Origin of the sequence: Frankia sp. AgB32 (assembly GCF_023243045.1) — a bacterium.
Classification (GTDB): Bacteria; Actinomycetota; Actinomycetes; order Frankiales; family Frankiaceae; genus Frankia.
Genome location: NZ_JALKFX010000063.1, coordinates 1 through 17,518, shown reverse-complemented (window position 1 = coordinate 17,518; position 17,518 = coordinate 1). Strand labels below are relative to the sequence as shown.

The window sequence follows — 17,518 nt, the reverse complement described above, 5'->3', positions numbered from 1 at the left end:
GGTTCGAGTGCCCGCGGACCACGGGCCACGTCGCCCCGGGCCGCCGCCACGTTGACCATGGAAAGGGCCGCCGCCGACCCGGAGAAGATCGTAGGTACCGCCAAAACGATCGACAACTTAGCTTAACGATCGACAATTTAAGGCGGCGATCGACAACTTAAGCCACAACTTGTAGGCTAAGTTGTCGCTCAAGTTGTAGATCAACTTAAGTTGTGGGTGGAGGGTGGCTGTGGGAAGCCTTCAGAGCGAGGTCGACGAGGCGGTCGCACGTATCCGCAGAGCTCGTACCGACCTGCAGTCCATCGAAGCCAAGGCCGCTGGGAGCGGGCTGCCGAAGTCGGTCATGGAGACGGTCTCAGCCTTCGCGAACGCCCGGGGCGGTCTGCTGATCCTCGGCCTCGACGAGGCTCGAGGGTTCACGCCGGTCGAGATCGATCCGGCGAAGCTCGCCAGCGATCTCGCTTCCGCCTGCGCCGACCAGCTTGAACCTCCGATCCGACCGGAGATCGACATCGCCGAGGTCGACGGACAGCCGATTGTCGTAGCCCGTGTCGAGGAGATGTCGGCTGATCGCAAGCCGTGCCACGTGAAAGCCCGAGGACAGGAGCGAGGTTCCTACCTGCGGACACACGACGGCGACCGGCTCCTCTCGTTCTATGAGGTACACGTTCTGGTCGCTTCACGTGGGCAGCCTCGTGACGATGGGCTTCCCGTCCTGGCGGCGACTCCAGCGGATCTCGATAGCGACCTCGTCGCGGCGCTGGTGCGGCGGATGCGCGCCACGCGGGGCCCTCTGTTCACGAGCGTGTCGGACGACGAGATGCTTCGGATGCTGCGGGTCCTCATCGATACGGATGACGGGGTCAGACCCAGCCTCGCCGGGCTGTTGGCGCTCGGCCGGTATCCCCAGAGCTTCTTTCCGCAACTCGACATCACCTTCGTCGCCTATCCCACCGTGACGGGAGAGCCGTTGCGGGACGGCACGCGCTTTCTCGACAACCAGTCGATAGACGGCTCCGTCCCGATCATGGTGGCTACGGCTCTGGCCGCGGCGCGGCGGAACATGACGCGACGCTCAGTGATCGTTGGCATGGGCCGACTGGATCACTGGGAGTACCCCGAGGAGGCGGTGCGGGAGGTCGTCGCCAACGCTCTGATGCACCGGGACTATCACCCCCTGGCGCAAGGGACGCAGGTGCGGGTCGAGCTATATCCCGATCGGTTGGTGGTGGCCAACCCAGGAGGTCTCCACGGCCCGGTCAATCGAGAGGACCTGCTGGCAGAACACATTTCCTCCTCCCGAAACTCGCTGCTGGCCAAGCTGCTTGAGGACGTGGAGTTTCCGGGAACCGGCCGGACAGTGTGTGAGAACCGTGGGTCGGGTTTGTTGGCCATGGCTGCGGCGCTGCGCGCGGGCGGAATCGAGCCGCCTGAACTGATCGACAGCATCCGCGAGTTTCGCGTCGTATTCCACAATCACAGCCTGCTGGATGACGAGGCCGTTGCCTGGTTGTCCACCATTGACACCGCGGCTCTCAGCGATCAGCAGCGACTGGGACTCGCCTTCCTGCACCGCAACGCAACGATCACCAATCAGCAGTACCGGAGCCTTACCGGTTGCGACTCGGTAACCGCCTCCAAGGACCTGAGCAGCATGGCAACGACGGGCCTACTGGAGAAGGCTCGGGATCGCCGCTGGACCCTGTGGCGTCTTGCCGAGGGCGTTGCCGGCGGTCGTGCGGAGGAAGGCAGAAACACGCAGGCAGCGCTCTGGCCGAGCGCGGCCGGGCCGGCGGACGCGACTGGTGTCACGTCTGCGCGGCGACGTGATCGTTCTGCGGACATCCGTGCCCTGCTGGCAGACGGCCCACGCGACACGCGCGAGATCGCGGACGTTCTACGGCTGTCACCCCAGGGTACGTTGCGATGGCTGCACCGTATGGAAGATGTGTCGGAACTCGATCCGAGACCCGGACAGCGGAGTCACCGCTGGAAGCTACGGCACGGCTGAGCGCCGATATCGAGTTGTGGAACACGCGGTTCGAAGCAGGCGCGCAGGCGCTCCCGGTGCTCCGCGTACCGGCAGGGTCTCGCCGGCGTCCGGGATGGCCCGTCGGAGCCCGCGCTCGGTGATCCGTTAAATCACGGCTGGACGTCGGATACCAACACCGTTTATCCGATCAATCCATTGATGGGGATTCTGGAAGGGTTCGGGAACATCCGGTCTGGGTGCCCTGCGGTCCGGCGGAACATACTCGTCGGGATGATTTTGCCAGAAATCGCGCTGGGTCATTGTCCCGCGAATCTCAGGCGGTGCGGATTCGGCTTGCTGGTCGACACCCCCATCAAGGCGGGCCAACTTGCGTTCCAGGGCGGTCTGCGGTCGGTCAGGCGAGTCTGCAGATGACGGTTCGTCCCGGGCCGTTGCCCAGCGTTTCAGGGAGTCGAGCTTTGACCACAGTGCCGCTCGCTCGACCACAGTGCCGCTCGCTCGTCGCCGTTCCCAGCGCCCCGCGCTTCTGGGGTGGGGCGCCGCGCGTCGACGTCGCCGGGTTCGGGTTCGTCGCCGGACTCGCCACGGGCGCGCCGTTCGAGTGCCGCCATCTTCGCCTCGACGGAGGACGCGTCCGGGGCGGAGGCCGGCAGCGCGCGATCCCGTTGGTCCGTGTCATCGCGAAAAAGATCACGGATGCCCTCGCTGCTCACCGTGCCAGTACCGTCACTTGAACGGGTGGATACGCCGTAAGCGGCGCATTTCCACCTTCCGTCGGACGGCCGCCGGCCAACCAGCCGGGGACCCTCCCGGTAGTTTCCGGCGAGGGCCGTCGCCGCGCGCAGGGTGCGGGTGTCGGATGGGGAGAACTGCCGACCCGGGGCGGCTGTCAGCGTTTGCGGGCGACGGCGCCGTAGAAGCTGACCTGGGCGTCGGTGAGGTCGGGCGGGGTGTCGGGGTCGGGGCGCCAGCGGTGGACGATCTGGAGGCCGGGGTCGAGGAGGTCCAGGCCGTCGAAGAAGCGGAGGACCTCGGCGCGGGTGCGTTGCTGCGCGGGGATGCCGCTGGCCCGGTAGGAGGCGGCGAGGCGCTCCATGCCGTCGTCGTGATCGGCGGTGGCGTGGGTGAGGGTCAGGTAGCTGCCGGCGGGCAGGCCGTCGAGGAGCTGGCGCAGCAGGCCGTGCGGGTCGTCGGCGTCCGGGACGAAGTGCATGATCGCGAGGACGGAGAGGGCGACCGGCTGGGTGAGGTCGAGGGTGTCGTGCAGCTCCTGGGCGGTGAGGATCCGCTGCGGGTCGTGCAGGTCGACGTCCAGGTAGGCGGTCGCGCCCTGGGCGGTGCCGGTGAGCAGCGCGCGGGCGTGGGTCAGCACGATCGGGTCGTTGTCCGCGTACACGACTCGGGCCTGCGGGGCGACGCTCTGGGCGACTTCGTGCAGGTTCGGGCTGGTGGGGATGCCGGTTCCGATGTCGAGGAACTGGCGGATCCCGGCCTCGCCGGCGAGGTGGCGGGTGGTGCGAGCCATGAACGCCCGGTTCGCGTGGGAAGCCGTGCGGGCGTTCGGGAAGCTGGCGAGGGCCTGCTCGGCGGCCGCCCGGTCGGCGGGGAAGTTGTCCTTGCCGCCGAGGTAGTAGTCGTACATCCGGGCGGAATGAGGCTGATCGGTCTTCAGGTCGACGGGCGGGTGGGCCTGCGCCCGGCTGCGCCACCAGGCCGGGGACTCGGACAGACTTTCGCCGCTCACCCGCGCCTGCCCGCGCACGTAAGGCTTTCCTCGCGCATCACGCTGGCATCATAACGGTGGCAGACCGGTCGAAAACGACAGTGGTGAACGTCCGGCCGAAAGGCCTGGTCAGCCGGTTGGCTGGGCGGGCACGGTGGTGAGCGTCGCGAAGCCGGCGTTGAAGGCGCCGACCTCGTGGGCGGGGGATGCCGTCGACGTGCAGCTCTGGGCCCTGAGCACGGCGGACGGGTCGGACGCGGTCGCCTCGCTGGGGAGTTCGCGCAGCCCGCGGACCGAGCCGCCGGCGAAGCAGTTCGGGATGTTCAGGTTCGCGACGGTCTGCGCGGCGGCGGCGCCGCCCGCGGCGCTGGCCGGGCTGCCGCCGGCGGCGGAGGTGGCGAGCAGCGCCGTGCGGTGGGCGGTGATCCAGGCGACGACCTGGGCGACCCCGGGGGCGTAGTCGTAGGTGTCGCCGAGGCCCTCGCTCGCGGCGAGCGCGGGGATGCCGCGCTGGGCGGCGGCGCGGGCCGCCCCGACGGTGCCGGACAGGTTGACCACCGGACCGAGGTTCTGCCCCTCGTTGATGCCGGAGACGACGAGGTCGGGCTTGAGGCCGAGATCGTCGAGCGCCACGTTGACCGCGTCCGCCGGGAAGCCGCTGACCGCGACGGCCGGCTGGCCACTGGCGGTCGTGTCGTCGTTGTGGGCGACCTCGCCGCCGCTGGTCCTGCCGCCGGTGCCGCTCTGGTTCGCCGCCGGGGCCACGATCTTGACGGTGGTGTTCGGCAGCGCGGTGACGGCCTTCGCGACCGCGTCGATGCCGGCGGAGCCCACCCCGTCGTCGTTGGTGACGAGCACGTCGAGTGTGGTGTCCGCGGCGCGGGTGGCGGTTGCCGAGGCCGGCGCCGCGCTCGCCGTGGACGTGGCGCCGGCTGGCGCGGCGGTGCCGGCACTGCCGGAGGATCCACACGCGGCGGCACCAAGCAGGACGGCCGCCACCGCGACGGCGAGACGAACGGGCCTCGTGGTCACGGGTCCTCCTGAGCTGCGCTGGCCTGGCCGGGTTCGGTGCACATCGTGCAAGCACCACTTTCTACAGTGTGGTCGGCGCCGGTGCCACCGCCCGGGCCCGTCCGCGTTGTGGCGGCCCACGTCGACCATCCGGCGTGACGTCCTCACCGAGCGTGGCAGTCCCGAGGTGAGGGACCGCCACCCGGGCGTCAGCTCCGCGGCAGGGCGGCGAGCTGGGCGTTGATGCGGCGGATCTCCTCGTCGGCCCGGCTGACCCGGTCGCGCATCTCCGCGATGACCTTGTCGGGCGCCTTCGCGGTGAACTTCTCGTTGCCGAGCTTGGCCTGCGCCTGGGCGCGGATCTTCTCCGTGGCGGCGAGATCCTTGTCGAGTCGCTTGCGCTCGGCGGCGAAGTCGACGGCGCTGGAGAGGTCCAGTTCGAAGCGGACGCCGGCGACGTCCAGCCGGCTCACCACGCTGGGCGCGTCGGCCGGCGGGTCCAGCCGGGTGAGGGCGCGGATGTGCTCCTCGTGGCTGGTGAGCAGCGGGTCGGTGAACTCGACCCGGGTCGCGACCCGCTGACCCGGCTTGATGCCCTGCGTGTTGCGGAAGCGGCGGATCTCGGTGACGACGGCCTGCAGCGTCGCGACCGTGGCCTCGGCGTCGGGCGCGGCGAGGTGGGTCTCCGCCACCGGCCACGGCGCCACCACGATCGACGTCCCGCCGGTCAGCGACAGCCACAGTTCCTCGGTCACGAACGGGATGACCGGGTGCAGCAGCCGCAGCGTGACGTCGAGGACGTGGCCGAGCACCGCCCTGGTGTTCTCGGCCGCCGCGCCGCCCTGGCCGATCGTGACCTTGGCGAACTCGACATACCAGTCGAACAGCTCATCCCACGCGAAGTGGTAGAGCACGTCGCAGGCCTTCGCCAGGTGGTACTGCGCGTAGGCGGCATCCACCTCGGCGACGACCGTGGCCAGCCGGGACAGGATCCACCGGTCGATCGTGGTCAGCGCGTCGAGATCCGGCAGGTGCGCGGCCTCGCCGTCGCCGGCGGGCAGCGGGCGGGCGCCGTTCATCAGCGCGAAGCGGGTGGCGTTCCAGACCTTGTTGCAGAAGTTCCGGGAGCCCTGCACCCACTCCTCGCCCACCGGCACGTCGGCACCCGGATTGGCGCCACGGGCCAGGGTGAAGCGCAGCGCGTCGGCGCCGTAGGCGTTCATCCAGTCCAGCGGGTCGACGGTGTTGCCACGGGACTTCGACATCTTCTTGCCGAACTTGTCCCGGATCAGACCGGTGAGCACGATGTGCCGGAACGGGACGGCCTGCTCGATCGGCTGGTCGCCCATCGCGTACAGGCTGAACATCATCATCCGGGCGACCCAGAAGAAGATGATGTCGTAGCCGGTGACCAGCACGTCCGTCGGATAGAACGTACGCAGGTCGGCGGTGTCCTCCGGCCAGCCCAGGGTGGAGAACGGCCACAGCGCCGAGGAGAACCAGGTGTCGAGGACGTCGGGGTCCTGCCGCCAGCCCTCGCCGGTCGGCGCCGCGTCGTCCGGCCCGACGCAGATGACCTCGCCGTCCGGGCCGTACCAGACCGGGATGCGGTGGCCCCACCACAACTGGCGGCTGATGCACCAGTCGTGCATGTTGTCGACCCAGTCGAAGTAGCGCCCGGACATGTCCGCCGGGTGGATCGTGACGTGGCCCTGGCGCACGGCGTCGCCCGCGGCCGCGGCCAGCGGCTCGACCTTCACGAACCACTGCTTGGACAGCCGCGGCTCGACCACCGTATCGCATCGCGAGCAGTGGCCGACGGCGTGCAGGTAGGGACGCTTCTCCGCGACGATCCGACCCTGCTCGCGCAGCGCCGCGACGACCGCCGGGCGGGCCTCGAAGCGGTCGAGACCCTCGAACGCGCCGTGCACGGTGATGACCGCGCGCTCGTCCATGACGGTGATCGCGGGCAGGTTGTGGCGCTGGCCGATCTCGAAGTCGTTCGGGTCGTGCGCGGGGGTGACCTTGACGGCGCCGGTGCCGAACTCGGGGTCGACGTGCTCGTCGGCCACGATCGGGATCTGCCGGTTGGTCAGCGGCAGCCCGACGGTGGTGCCGACGAGGTGCGCGTAGCGGGGGTCGTCCGGGTGCACCGCGACGGCGGTGTCCCCGAGCATGGTCTCCGCGCGGGTGGTCGCCACGACGATCGAGCGCTCGCCGTCGCCGTAGCGGATGGAGACCAGCTCGCCGGCGTCCTCGGAGTGCTCGACCTCGATGTCGGACAGCGCGGTGCGGCAGCGCGGGCACCAGTTGATGATCCGCTCGGCGCGGTAGATCAGGCCGTCGTCGAACAGCCGCTTGAACACGGTCTGCACCGCGCGGGACAGGCCCTCGTCCATCGTGAAACGTTCACGAGACCAGTCGACGCCCTCACCGAGCCGGCGCATCTGGTCGAGGATCCGGCCGCCGTACTCCTCCTTCCACTGCCACACCCGGGAGACGAACTCCTCGCGGCTGAGATCGTGGCGGGACTTGCCCTCCGACTCGGCGAGGTGGCGTTCGACCACGGTCTGGGTGGCGATGCCGGCATGGTCCATCCCCGGCAGCCACAGGGCCTCGAAGTCGCGCATGCGGGCCCGGCGGGTCAGCGCGTCCATCACCGTGTGCTGGAACGCGTGGCCCAGGTGGAGCTGGCCGGTGACGTTGGGCGGCGGGATGACGATGGTGAACGGAGTCCTGCCGCTCTTGACGTCCGCCTCGAAGTACCCGGCCTCGACCCATCGCCGGTAGAGCTTTTCCTCTACCTCGGCGGGGGCGTACTGCGTGGGCGGGACATCGGGTGCGGGAGGGACAGGGCTTGCGGTCACGGTTGGTGATTATAGCCTTGGCATGACACCAGACAGGTCGGCGCTACGTCGCCTGGCGGGAGAGGTGGAATGACTCGGATTTCGGGCCCGCCGGGCCTGCCGGAGCCGCTTCCGGCGCCGCCGCAGCAGCCCGTGGCGCCCGCGGCGCCGATCCGGATCGGGATCCTCGGCGCGGCCAGGATCGCGCCGTGGGCCCTGGTCACCCCCGCGCGGAGCAATCCCGAGGTGGTGGTGACTGCGGTCGCCGCCCGCGACCCGCGGCGGGCGGACGCGTTCGCCCGCAGGCACCGCATCCCCCGGGCGGTCGCCTCCTACCAGGCGCTGGTCGACGACCCGGACCTCGACGCCGTGTACGTCCCGCTGCCCGCCGCCCTGCACGGGCGCTGGACGCGCGCGGCGCTCGCCGCCGGCAAACACGTGCTCTGCGAGAAGCCGTTCGCCGCCAACGCCGACGAGGCCGCCGCCGTCGCCGCCGCGGCGGAGCGCTCCGGCCTCGTGGTGATGGAGGCGTTCCACTACCGCCACCATGCGCTCGTCACCCGGATCCTCGAGCTGCTCGGCGAGGGTGCGATCGGCGAGATCACCCACGTCCGCGCCCGCTTCCACCTCCCGCTCCCGAGCCGTGGCAACATCCGTTACGACCTCGCGCTCGGCGGCGGCGCGCTGATGGACGCGGGCTGCTATCCGGTGCACCTGGTGCGCACGCTGGCGCGCGCCACCGGGGACGACGGAGCACCGACCGTGGTGTCGGCGCGGGCCCGGGAACGCGGCGGCAGCGGGATCGACGAGGTGATGACGGCGCGGCTGTCCTTCCCGGGCGGCATGTCCGGCGAGATCTCCTGCGGCATGCACCGGCTGCCGCGAGGTTTCCCGACGGCGCGGATCATCGGTACCCGCGGCGAGATCCGGGTGCGCAACTTCGTCGTGCCGCAGGCCGGTTGCCGGCTGACCGTGCGGGCCGGCGGGAAGCGTAGGCGGATCCCGGTTGCCCGCCGGCCCAGCACGTACGCCTGCCAGCTCACCGCGTTCGCCGGCGCCGTGCTGCGGGGCGAGCCCGTCCCGACGGACGCCGCCGACGCCGTCGCGTCGATGCGCGTGATCGACGCGTGCTACCGCGCCGCCGGGCTCGCCCCCCGGGAGCCGTACCCCGCCGGCTGACCGCCTCGCCGGCCGGGCGATCAGCCGGCGGGCACCAGCGACGTGCCGGCCGCCGCCCGGCAGAGGTGGACGACCGCGTCCCGGCCGGTGCCCGCGCGGTAGGCCGGGGGGACGGCCGCCGCGAACGCCTCGGCGTGCTCCGCGTCGACGAGCGCGACCACGCAGCCGGCGAAGCCACCGCCGGTCATCCGGGCGCCGTGGCAGCCGGGCGCGGCGCGGCAGGCGTCCACCGCGGCGTCCAGCGCGGGGCTCGACACCTCGAAGTCGTCGCGGATCGACCGGTGCCCGTCGACGAGCACCTCCCCGGCGCGCGGCAGGTCGCCGCGCCGCAGGGCCGTGACGACCTCGCGCACCCGCTGGTTCTCGGTGATGACGTGCCGGGCACGGCGCAGCGCGACCGGGTCGAGGCGCCGCTGCGCGTCGGCGGGCAGCCCGCCGTCCAGCTCGCGCAGGCTGGCGACGCCCAGGCCGGCGGCCGCGCGGGCGCACTCGGCGCGGCGCTGGGCGTAGGCACTGGTCACCAGCTCCCGCCGGGTGCCGGTGTCGACGACCGCGACGAGGAGCGAGGCCGGCATCGGCACGGCGGTGAGGCGCAGGTCGCGGACGTCGATCCGCAGGGCGTGGCCGGCGGTGGCGGCGGCGCAGGCGATCTGGTCGAGCGGACCCGTCGCGGCCCCGACCCACAGGTTCTCGGCGCGCTGGGCGAGCGCGGCCGCGGCGAGCGGGTCCCAGTCGAGCTCCCAGGTGACGTGACAGGCCCGCGCCACGGCGAGTTCGAGCGCGGCGGACGACGACAGCCCGGCACCCATCGGCAGGTCGCTGGCCACCGCACCACGCCAGCCGCGGGTGGCTGCCGCCGCGCCGGCGAGCGAGCCGACGGTGACGACGACGCCCTCGACGTATCCGGCCCAGCCGTTCTGGGCCGTTGCGGCCCGGTGGGGCGGCCCGTCCGGCGGAGCGGCCGGCGGCGGCAGCCGGACCGACGCCGGCCGCGGGTCGTCCTCGGTGACGAGCTCGACGGACCCGCCGGCCTCGGCTGCGGACGGTGTGAACGCGAGGTACAGCTCCACGTCGATGGCGACCGGCAGGCACAGCCCGTCGTTGTAGTCGGTGTGTTCCCCGATCAGGTTGACGCGACCGGGGGAGCGGACGAGGTGGCTGGGTCGCGTGCCGAATGTCCGGGTGAACGCGGCGACGGCCCGCCGCGCGCCGTCGCGGTGCGGACCGGTCATGCCCGGGCAGCCGGTACCTGGGCCCGCAGCCGGGCCGCAGCCTGCTCGGGAGTGATGTCGCGCTGGGGGCCGGCGAGCATCTCGTACCCCACGAGGAACTTGCGCACGGTCGCCGAGCGCAGCAGCGGTGGATAGAAGTGGGCGTGCAGCTGCCAGTGGTCGGCCGACGCCGGGCCGGCGGCGGGGCCACCGGGCGCGCCGTGCCAGCCCATCGAGTACGGGAACGGCACGCCGAACAGGCCGTCGTACGCCGTCAGCAGGAGCCGCAGGATCCCGACGAGACCGGCGCGGCCGTCGTCGTCCAGATCGGTGAGGCCGCTCGTCGGCCGAAGCGGCAGGAGCATCGTCTCGAACGGCCAGACCGCCCAGTAGGGGACGACCGCTAGCCAGCCGCCGTGCGCCGCGACCACCCGCTCGCCGGCGGCCAGCTCGGTGGCGGCGTAGTCGACGAGCAGCCGGCTCCCGTGCGCGCGCAGGTAGTCGCGTTGGTTGACGTCCTCGGCGGCTGGCTCGTCGGGCAGGACGGAGCTGGCCCAGACCTGGCCGTGCGGATGCGGGTTGGACGCGCCCATCGCGGCGCCGCGGTTCTCGAAGATCTGCACCCATCGCCAGCGCCGGCCCAGGCCGCGGGCCTGCTCCAGCCAGGCGTCGACGACGCCGCGCAGCTCTCCGTCGGACATCGCGGCGAGGTGGGTGTCGTGGCGCGGGCCGAAGCACAACACCCGGCAGACGCCGCCGACCGGCTCGGCGCGCAGCAGCCCGCCGGCGGGTCCGGGCGGCGGATCGACCGCTGCGCCGGCGCCCGGGGACGGCGGCGCCGCCTCCGGATCCGGCCGCAGCGCCGGGAAGTCGTGCGGGAACGCGAACGGCCCGGTGTACTCGGGATTGCGGTCGTCACCGGCGCCGCGCGGGTTGCCCGGGCACAGCGGGCAGGCCGGGTCGTACCGCGGCGGTGCCGGGGGGCTGGCCGCCTCGGCCGCGCCGGACCAGGGCCGGCGGTCCCGCCCGGCGGACACCAGCGTCCATCGCCCGCGCAGCGGGTCGAACCGCCGGTGCGGCGCTGCGGCCGCCGACTCCGAACTGGTAGTCATGATCACCTTTCGGTCCGTCGGCTGCTGTCCCGGCATCCTCGCCGCGGTGCGGCCCGACCACCGCCGCAATCCAACCACCTCGCCGCCGCGGTGAACCCGTCTGGCGGGCGGACCCGTTGCCCGCCCGCCAGACGGCGATCGCTCCTATGATTTTGCCAACAGTCAGCGCCCGTTGGTCAGATCTGGGGGTCGGATGACCATTGATCTCAGTCCGGACCCGGCCGTCGCGGAGCTGGCCCGGCGCACCGCCGAGTTCGTCCAGCAGGTCGTGCTCCCCGTCGGGGAGCGCCCCGGAGCCGCCGGCGCCACCGACGCCGACACGCGCCGTGAGCTGCAGGACGCCGCCCGCGCCGCCGGGGGGTTCGCCCCGCACGTCGGCGTCGCGTATGGCGGCCACGGGCTGGACATGCGCGGCCGGGCCGCCGTGTTCGAGGAGGCCGGCTACGCCCTGCTCGGCCCGCTCGCGCTGAACATCGCCGCGCCCGACGAGGGCAACATGCACATGCTCGAGATCATCGCGACCGACGCGCAGAAGGAGCGCTACCTGCGCCCGCTCGCGACCGGCGCGGTCCGCTCCTGCTTCGCGATGACGGAACCGGCGCCCGGCGCGGGGTCAGACGCGCGGGCGCTGGCCACCCGGGCCGAGCGGGTCGGCGGCGGCTGGCGGATCAACGGCCGCAAGTGGTTCATCACCGGCGCGGACGGCGCGGCCTTCGCGATCTGCATGGCGCGCACCGCCGGCGAGCCCGGCTCCGACGGCGGCGCGACGATGTTCCTCGTCGACGCCGACAACCCCGGCATGACGATCGTCCGGCACATCGACACCCTCGACGAGACCATGATCGGCGGCCATGCCGAGCTGCTGTTCGACGACTGCGAGGTGCCCGACGAGGCCGTGCTCGGTGCGGTCGGCGAGGGCTTCCGCCATGCCCAGGTCCGCCTCGGCCCCGCCCGGATGACCCACTGCATGCGCTGGCTGGGCATCGCCCGGCACGCCCGGGACATCGCCGTGCGGCGGGCGAACGAACGGGAGCTGTTCGGCTCGCGGCTCGGCGAGCTCGGCATGGTCCAGCAGATGATCGCGGACAACGAGATCGACATCGCCGCCGCCCGCGGGCTCATCCACCAGGCCTGCTGGGAGCTCGACCAGGGCCGCTCCGGCGCGCAGTCCACCTCGATCGCCAAGACGTTCACCGCCGAGGCCGTCTGGCGGGTCGTCGACCGATCGCTGCAGATCTGCGGCGCGCTCGGCGTCTCCGGCGACGTTCCGCTCGGCCGGTTCCTGCGCGAGGTGCGGCCCTTCCGGATCTACGACGGGCCGTCCGAGACGCACCGCTGGACGATCGCTCGCCGGGTCTGTCGGCAGGCCGCCGCGGCCACGCCGCCGGGAGCGACCCGATGAGTGTGGCGGTGGAAGGTCTGGACCTGCCCGCGTTGGAGCGCTTCTTCGCCGAGCGTGTCCCCGGGTTCGCCGGCCGCCTCGACGGCCGGCTGATCGCCGGCGGCCGGTCCAACCTCACCTACCTGCTCACGGACGGCGCGCGCCGCTGGGTGCTGCGCCGTCCGCCGCTGGGCGGGCTCACTCCGTCCGCGCACGACATGCTGCGGGAGTACCGGGTGGTCGCCGCGCTGGCCGGCAGCACGGTGCCGGTGGCACCGGCGGTCGTCGCCAGCGACGCCGACGGTCCGCTCGGCGTGCGGTTCGCCGTTGTCGAGTTCATCGACGGCGAGGTCGTCCGCACGGAGACGGACCTCGCGAGGCTCGACCCGGCGGACCGCGAGCGCTGCGCGTTCGCCCTGGTCGACGTGCTGGCGGCGCTGCATGCCGTGGACCCCGCCGAGGTGGGCCTGGCCGACTTCGGCCGACCCGTGGGCTACCTCGGCCGGCAGGTGCGCCGGTGGTACGACCAGTGGCAGCGGGTGGCGACCCGGGACCTGCCCGACGTCGACGACCTGCACGCCCGGCTCGCTGCGGCGTGCCCGGCGGAGTCCGGGGCGTCGATCGTGCACGGCGACTTCCGGATCGACAACGTCATCCTCGACCCGGGCGACCCGGGCTGCGTCCGCGCGGTCGTCGACTGGGAGATGGCCACTCTCGGTGACCCGATCGCCGACCTCGCCCTGCACACCGCCTACCGCAACCCGGCCTTCGCCCCACTGCTCGCCGGCACGGCCGCCGCCACCAGTCCGTTGCTGCCGCCCGCCGACGCGATCATCGATCGGTACGTCCAGGTCACCGGCCGCGACCTGGCCACCTACTCCTTCTGCCTGGCGCTGGCCTATTTCAAGATCGCCGTGATCGCGGAGGGCATTCATGCCCGCTACCAGCAGGGCCTGACCCGCGGCGAGGGATTCGAGACAGCCGGTGACGCAGCGGCGCCGCTCGCCGCTGCGGGCCTGCGGGCCCTGCGCGACAGCGACGCCGGTCCGGTCAGAGGCGCTCGATGAGGGACGCGGTGCCGAGGCCGCCGCCGCAGCACATCGTGATCACGCCGTAACGGCCGCCGGTGCGCTCGAGTTCGTTCAGAGCACGGGTCAGCAGAATGCCGCCGGAGGCCCCCAGCGGGTGGCCGAACGGGATGGCACCGCCGTTCGGGTTGACCTTCTCGATATCCGCGCCGAGTTCCTTACGCCAGGCCAGCACCACCGCGGCGAACGCCTCGTTGACCTCGAAGACGTCGATGTCGTCCATGGTCCGGCCGGTGTCGGCCAGCAGCTTGCGGGTGGCGGGGATCGGCCCGGTCAGCATCGTCACCGGATCGCAGCCGACCAGCACCGAGTGCACCAGCCGGGCCCGGGGGGTGAGCCCCAGCTCCTCGGCCCGCGCGGCGCTGGCCAGCAGGATCGCCGAGGCGCCGTCGGCGATCTGCGACGACGTGCCCGCGGTGTGCCGGCTGCCGCCCGGGCGGTCCGGCACGTTGACCTTCAGCTTGGCCAGGCCCTCCAGCGTGGTCGGACGCAGCGCCTCGTCCATCGCGAACGGCTTGTGGCCGACAGCCGCGCCCTCGTCGTCGGTGACCGGCGCGGAGACCGGCACGATCTGCGACGCGAAACGGCCCTCGGCGACCGAGACGGCGGCGCGCTGCTGGGCGAGCAGCGCGTACGCCTCCAGGTCGTCGCGGGACAGGCCCCAGGTCTCGGCGATCCGCTCCGCGCCCTCGAACTGGGTGGTCACCTCGTAGTGCTCGCGAAACCGCTCGCCCCGACCGGTGCCGTACGTCGGCTCGGTGCTGGCGGTCATCGGCACCTGGTTCATCGACTCGATGCCGCCGACGACCGCGATGTCCGTCAGGCCCGACCCGACCAGGGCGTGGGCCATCGTCGTCGCCTGGTGCGACGACCCGCACTGGGCCTGCACCGTCGAGCCGCCGACCGCCAGCGGCAGCCCGGCCCCGAGCCAGGCGTTGCGGGCGATGTTCGCCGACTGCTGCCCGACCTGGCTGACGCACCCGACGACGAGCTGTCCGACCAGCGCCGGGTCGAGCCCAGTGCGGTCGAACAGCCCCCGCAGCACGTCGCCGAGCAGATCCGGCGCCTGCACGTCACGCAGCGACCCCTTGCGCTTGCCGATCGCCGATCGGCAGGCGTCCACCACCACGACCTCGGTACCCGTCATCACGTCACCTTCTTGGAAGTCAACCGTCGGAGCGGGAACTGGATCGGAAGCTGATCGCTGTGATCGCCCGGCCGGCGCCGGCCGGGCGATCTCGTCCTGATGCGGTTCGGTTACGCCTTCGGGCCGCCGGCGACGTAGATGACCTGACCGGAGACGTAGCCTGCACCCTCGCTGACCAGGAACGACACGGTGTGGGCGATGTCCTCGGGCACACCGACGCGGGCGACCGGGATGGACTTCGCCCGGTCGATCTTGTACTGCTCCCAGTCCTGGCCGAGACGCGCCGCGGTCGCCTTCGTCATCTCGGTGGCGATGAAGCCGGGGGCGATCGAGTTGGCGGTGATGCCGTAACGGCCCAGCTCGATGGCGATCGTCTTGGTAAAGCCCTGGATGCCGGCCTTGGCAGCGGCGTAGTTCGCCTGGCCGCGGTTGCCCAGCGCCGAGGTGCTCGACAGGTTCACGATCCGGCCGTACTTGGCCTCGACCATGTGCTTCTGCACCTCGCGGGTCATCAGGAACGCGCCGCGCAGGTGCACCGCGATGACCAGGTCCCAGTCCTGCTCGGACAGCTTGAACAGCAGGTTGTCGCGGGTGATGCCGGCGTTGTTGACCAGCACGGTGGGCGCGCCGAGCTCGCTGGCGACCCGGGCGACGACCGCGGCGACCTGGGCGGCGTCACTGACGTCCGCGACGGCGGACAGCGCCGTGCCACCGTCGGCGACGATGCTCTCGGCGGTCTCCTTGACGGCGGCCTCGTCGAGGTCGAGCAGGGCGACGGCGAACCCGTCGGCGGCGAGCCGGCGGGCGGTGGTCGCGCCAATGCCCCGGGCTGCCCCGGTCACGATCGCGACGCGTCGGGTTTCGGTCATCAACATCTCCTTGTTCACGGTGGGCAGCCGTTTCGCGGCAGGTGGCGGTGATGACGGGCAGGCGTTCGCGCCGCGCGCGTTCGGCCGCGCCGGTGAACCGCGCACAGCCGACGCCAGCCGCACAGGAGCGTCGGCGAGGGTCACCGGCGCAAAACCCTACTCGGCGCTCCCGGGCCGTGCCAGAAATGCGGATCAGCGCACACAGGACCATGATCAGGGGTGGTGTGGTGAACGATCAGTCATCATCGCGAATCGGGAATGTGCGTCGTGCCTGCGTTATTGTCCTGACAAGCCGGCGCGGGAACGCGTTGTGAGGGGTCGCCCGGTGCGCGCGGACCATGTGTGGACCCGGCGGCCGAATCGCAGACAGGAGTTCTCATGCGTGACGCGGTGATCTGTGAGCCGGTTCGCACCGCCGTCGGACGGTACGGCGGCGTGTACAAGTCGCTGACCGCACACGAGCTTGGCGCCTCCGTCCTGCGCGGGCTGCTGGAGCGCACCGGTCTCGGCTCCGCCGACATCGACGACGTGCTCTTCGGCTCCTGTTACCCGACGATGGAGGCCCCCGCGCTGGGCCGCGTCGTCGCGCTCGACGCCGGCCTCGACATCTCCGTCCCCGGCCTGCAGCTCGACCGCCGCTGCGGCTCCGGCGTGCAGACCGTCGCGATGGCCGCGATGCAGGTGCAGACCGGCGTCTCCGACCTCGTGCTGGCCGGCGGCGCGGAGAGCATGAGCAACGCCGCGTTCTACTCCACCGGGATGCGCTGGGGCCCGAACTCGGGCTCCATCACCCTGCACGACGCGCTGGCCCGCGGTCGCACGACCGCCGGCGGTGTGAACCACCCCGTCGACGGCGGCATGATCGAGACCGCGGAGAACCTGCGCCGCGAGTACAACATCTCCCGCGCCGAGCAGGACGAGTTCGCGCTGCGCTCGCACCAGCGCGCGGTCGCCGCCCAGACCGAGGGCCGCTTCGCGGACGAGATCATCCCCGTGACCGTCCGCGGCCGCAAGGGTGACACCGTCGTCGACACCGACGAGCATCCCCGGGCGGACTCCAGCCTGGAGAGCCTCGGCCGCCTCAAGCCCATCATGGGCCGCCAGGACGCCGAGTCGACGGTCACCGCCGGCAACTCCTCCGGCCAGAACGACGGCGCGTCCGTCTGCGTCGTGACTCACCCGGAGGAGGCCGAGCGGCTCGGGCTGCGTCCGCTCGCCAGGCTCGTGAGCTGGGCCGTCGCCGGGGTCGAGCCGTCGCGGATGGGCATCGGCCCGGTCCCGGCGACGGCGAAGGCGCTGGAGCGCGCCGGCCTCAAGCTCTCCGACATCGACCTGATCGAGCTCAACGAGGCGTTCGCCGCCCAGGTCCTCGCCTGCACCCGCGAATGGGGCTTCCCCGCCGGGGACTGGAGCGCCGGCGACTGGGACCGCTTCAACGTCAACGGCTCCGGCATCTCGCTGGGCCACCCGGTCGCCGCGACCGGCGGCCGGATCCTCTCCACCCTGCTCCACGAGATGCACCGCCGCGAGGTCCGCTACGGCCTCGAGACCCTCTGCATCGGCGGCGGCCAGGGCATCACCGCCATCTACGAGCGCATCGCCTCCTAGCCCGGCGCCCGCCGGCCTTCCCCGAACAGCGCGGTTACCGGTCGCAACGGCCAGTTGTGCCGTTTTCGCCTGGTTTCCGCGCTATTCGCGGTCCTTCTAAATGACCGCTGCCCGATTTGCACCGTGCAGAACAACCGCAAAAGCGCGCCGACGTAATCCTCAAGGCTAACGTCGACCACACACGGTGATTCTGACCGTGGCGCGCGCTCCGTGCACGTTCGTCGACAGCGCATGAGCGCCGGGCGTCACCGGCCGGGGCCCCGGCCCCGGCCCGGTGCGCCGCGGCACACTCGGATCTTGGTGCGCCGCGGAACACTCGGATCTTGGTGCGCCGCGGAACACTCGGATCT

Annotated in this window: 13 protein-coding genes; 5 read left to right on the top strand and 8 right to left on the bottom strand. The window is 71.9% G+C overall.

The window, feature by feature from the left end; translation table 11 throughout:
- Positions 1–229: 229 nt before the first annotated feature.
- On the top strand, positions 230–2,011 hold the full coding sequence (locus tag MXD60_RS17980; RefSeq protein ID WP_248820475.1) for an ATP-binding protein: 1,782 nt from the start codon (positions 230–232) through the stop codon (positions 2,009–2,011).
- A 425-nt stretch (positions 2,012–2,436) separates the two neighbouring features.
- Here MXD60_RS17980 and MXD60_RS17975 read toward each other — a convergent pair whose 3' ends face one another.
- From MXD60_RS17975 to MXD60_RS17960, 4 genes are all read right to left on the bottom strand, one after another.
- Complete coding sequence (locus MXD60_RS17975) at positions 2,437–2,706, bottom strand: hypothetical protein (protein WP_248820474.1); 270 nt, start codon at positions 2,704–2,706, stop codon at positions 2,437–2,439.
- A gap of 176 nt (positions 2,707–2,882) precedes the next feature.
- Positions 2,883–3,737 (bottom strand): SAM-dependent methyltransferase, encoded by an 855-nt coding sequence (locus MXD60_RS17970; protein ID WP_248820473.1) that lies wholly within the window; start codon positions 3,735–3,737, stop codon positions 2,883–2,885.
- A 108-nt stretch (positions 3,738–3,845) separates the two neighbouring features.
- Positions 3,846–4,748: a 5'/3'-nucleotidase SurE gene (locus tag MXD60_RS17965; RefSeq protein WP_248820472.1), complete on the bottom strand. Its 903-nt coding sequence runs from the start codon at positions 4,746–4,748 to the stop codon at positions 3,846–3,848.
- Between the two features lie 188 nt (positions 4,749–4,936).
- Positions 4,937–7,594, bottom strand: coding sequence for a valine--tRNA ligase (locus MXD60_RS17960; protein WP_248820471.1), 2,658 nt, complete (start codon positions 7,592–7,594; stop codon positions 4,937–4,939).
- A 69-nt stretch (positions 7,595–7,663) separates the two neighbouring features.
- Here MXD60_RS17960 and MXD60_RS17955 point away from each other — a divergent pair, with 69 nt between their 5' ends.
- On the top strand, positions 7,664–8,752 hold the full coding sequence (locus MXD60_RS17955) for a Gfo/Idh/MocA family protein (RefSeq protein WP_248820470.1): 1,089 nt from the start codon (positions 7,664–7,666) through the stop codon (positions 8,750–8,752).
- A 20-nt stretch (positions 8,753–8,772) separates the two neighbouring features.
- Here the strand turns inward: MXD60_RS17955 and galK are convergent, their stop codons facing one another.
- Both galK and MXD60_RS17945 read right to left on the bottom strand, forming a co-directional pair.
- On the bottom strand, positions 8,773–9,984 hold the full coding sequence (galK, locus tag MXD60_RS17950; protein WP_248820469.1) for a galactokinase: 1,212 nt from the start codon (positions 9,982–9,984) through the stop codon (positions 8,773–8,775).
- Positions 9,981–11,075 (bottom strand): UDP-glucose--hexose-1-phosphate uridylyltransferase, encoded by a 1,095-nt coding sequence (locus tag MXD60_RS17945; protein WP_248820468.1) that lies wholly within the window; start codon positions 11,073–11,075, stop codon positions 9,981–9,983. Before MXD60_RS17945 ends, galK begins: the two co-directional genes overlap by 4 nt.
- A 193-nt stretch (positions 11,076–11,268) precedes the next feature.
- Between MXD60_RS17945 and MXD60_RS17940 the strand changes: the two genes are divergently transcribed.
- Together MXD60_RS17940 and MXD60_RS17935 are read left to right on the top strand one after the other, a co-directional pair.
- A complete protein-coding gene (locus MXD60_RS17940) occupies positions 11,269–12,477 on the top strand; it encodes an acyl-CoA dehydrogenase family protein (RefSeq protein WP_248820467.1) in 1,209 nt (402 codons plus the stop codon).
- Positions 12,474–13,523, top strand: coding sequence for a phosphotransferase family protein (locus MXD60_RS17935; RefSeq protein ID WP_248820466.1), 1,050 nt, complete (start codon positions 12,474–12,476; stop codon positions 13,521–13,523). The genes MXD60_RS17940 and MXD60_RS17935 overlap by 4 nt, the downstream gene beginning before the upstream one ends.
- Here MXD60_RS17935 and MXD60_RS17930 read toward each other — a convergent pair.
- Both MXD60_RS17930 and fabG read right to left on the bottom strand, forming a co-directional pair.
- The gene (locus tag MXD60_RS17930; RefSeq protein ID WP_248820465.1) at positions 13,507–14,691 is read right to left on the bottom strand and encodes a thiolase family protein; all 1,185 of its coding nucleotides are present in this window, start codon (positions 14,689–14,691) and stop codon (positions 13,507–13,509) included. The genes MXD60_RS17935 and MXD60_RS17930 overlap by 17 nt on opposite strands.
- Positions 14,692–14,801: 110 nt before the next feature.
- Positions 14,802–15,560, bottom strand: coding sequence for a 3-oxoacyl-ACP reductase FabG (gene fabG / locus MXD60_RS17925; RefSeq protein ID WP_248820464.1), 759 nt, complete (start codon positions 15,558–15,560; stop codon positions 14,802–14,804).
- Between the two features lie 378 nt (positions 15,561–15,938).
- On the opposite strand from fabG, the gene MXD60_RS17920 reads away from it, so the two are divergent.
- A complete protein-coding gene (locus tag MXD60_RS17920; protein WP_248820463.1) occupies positions 15,939–17,168 on the top strand; it encodes an acetyl-CoA C-acetyltransferase in 1,230 nt (409 codons plus the stop codon).
- Positions 17,169–17,518 lie beyond the last annotated feature (350 nt).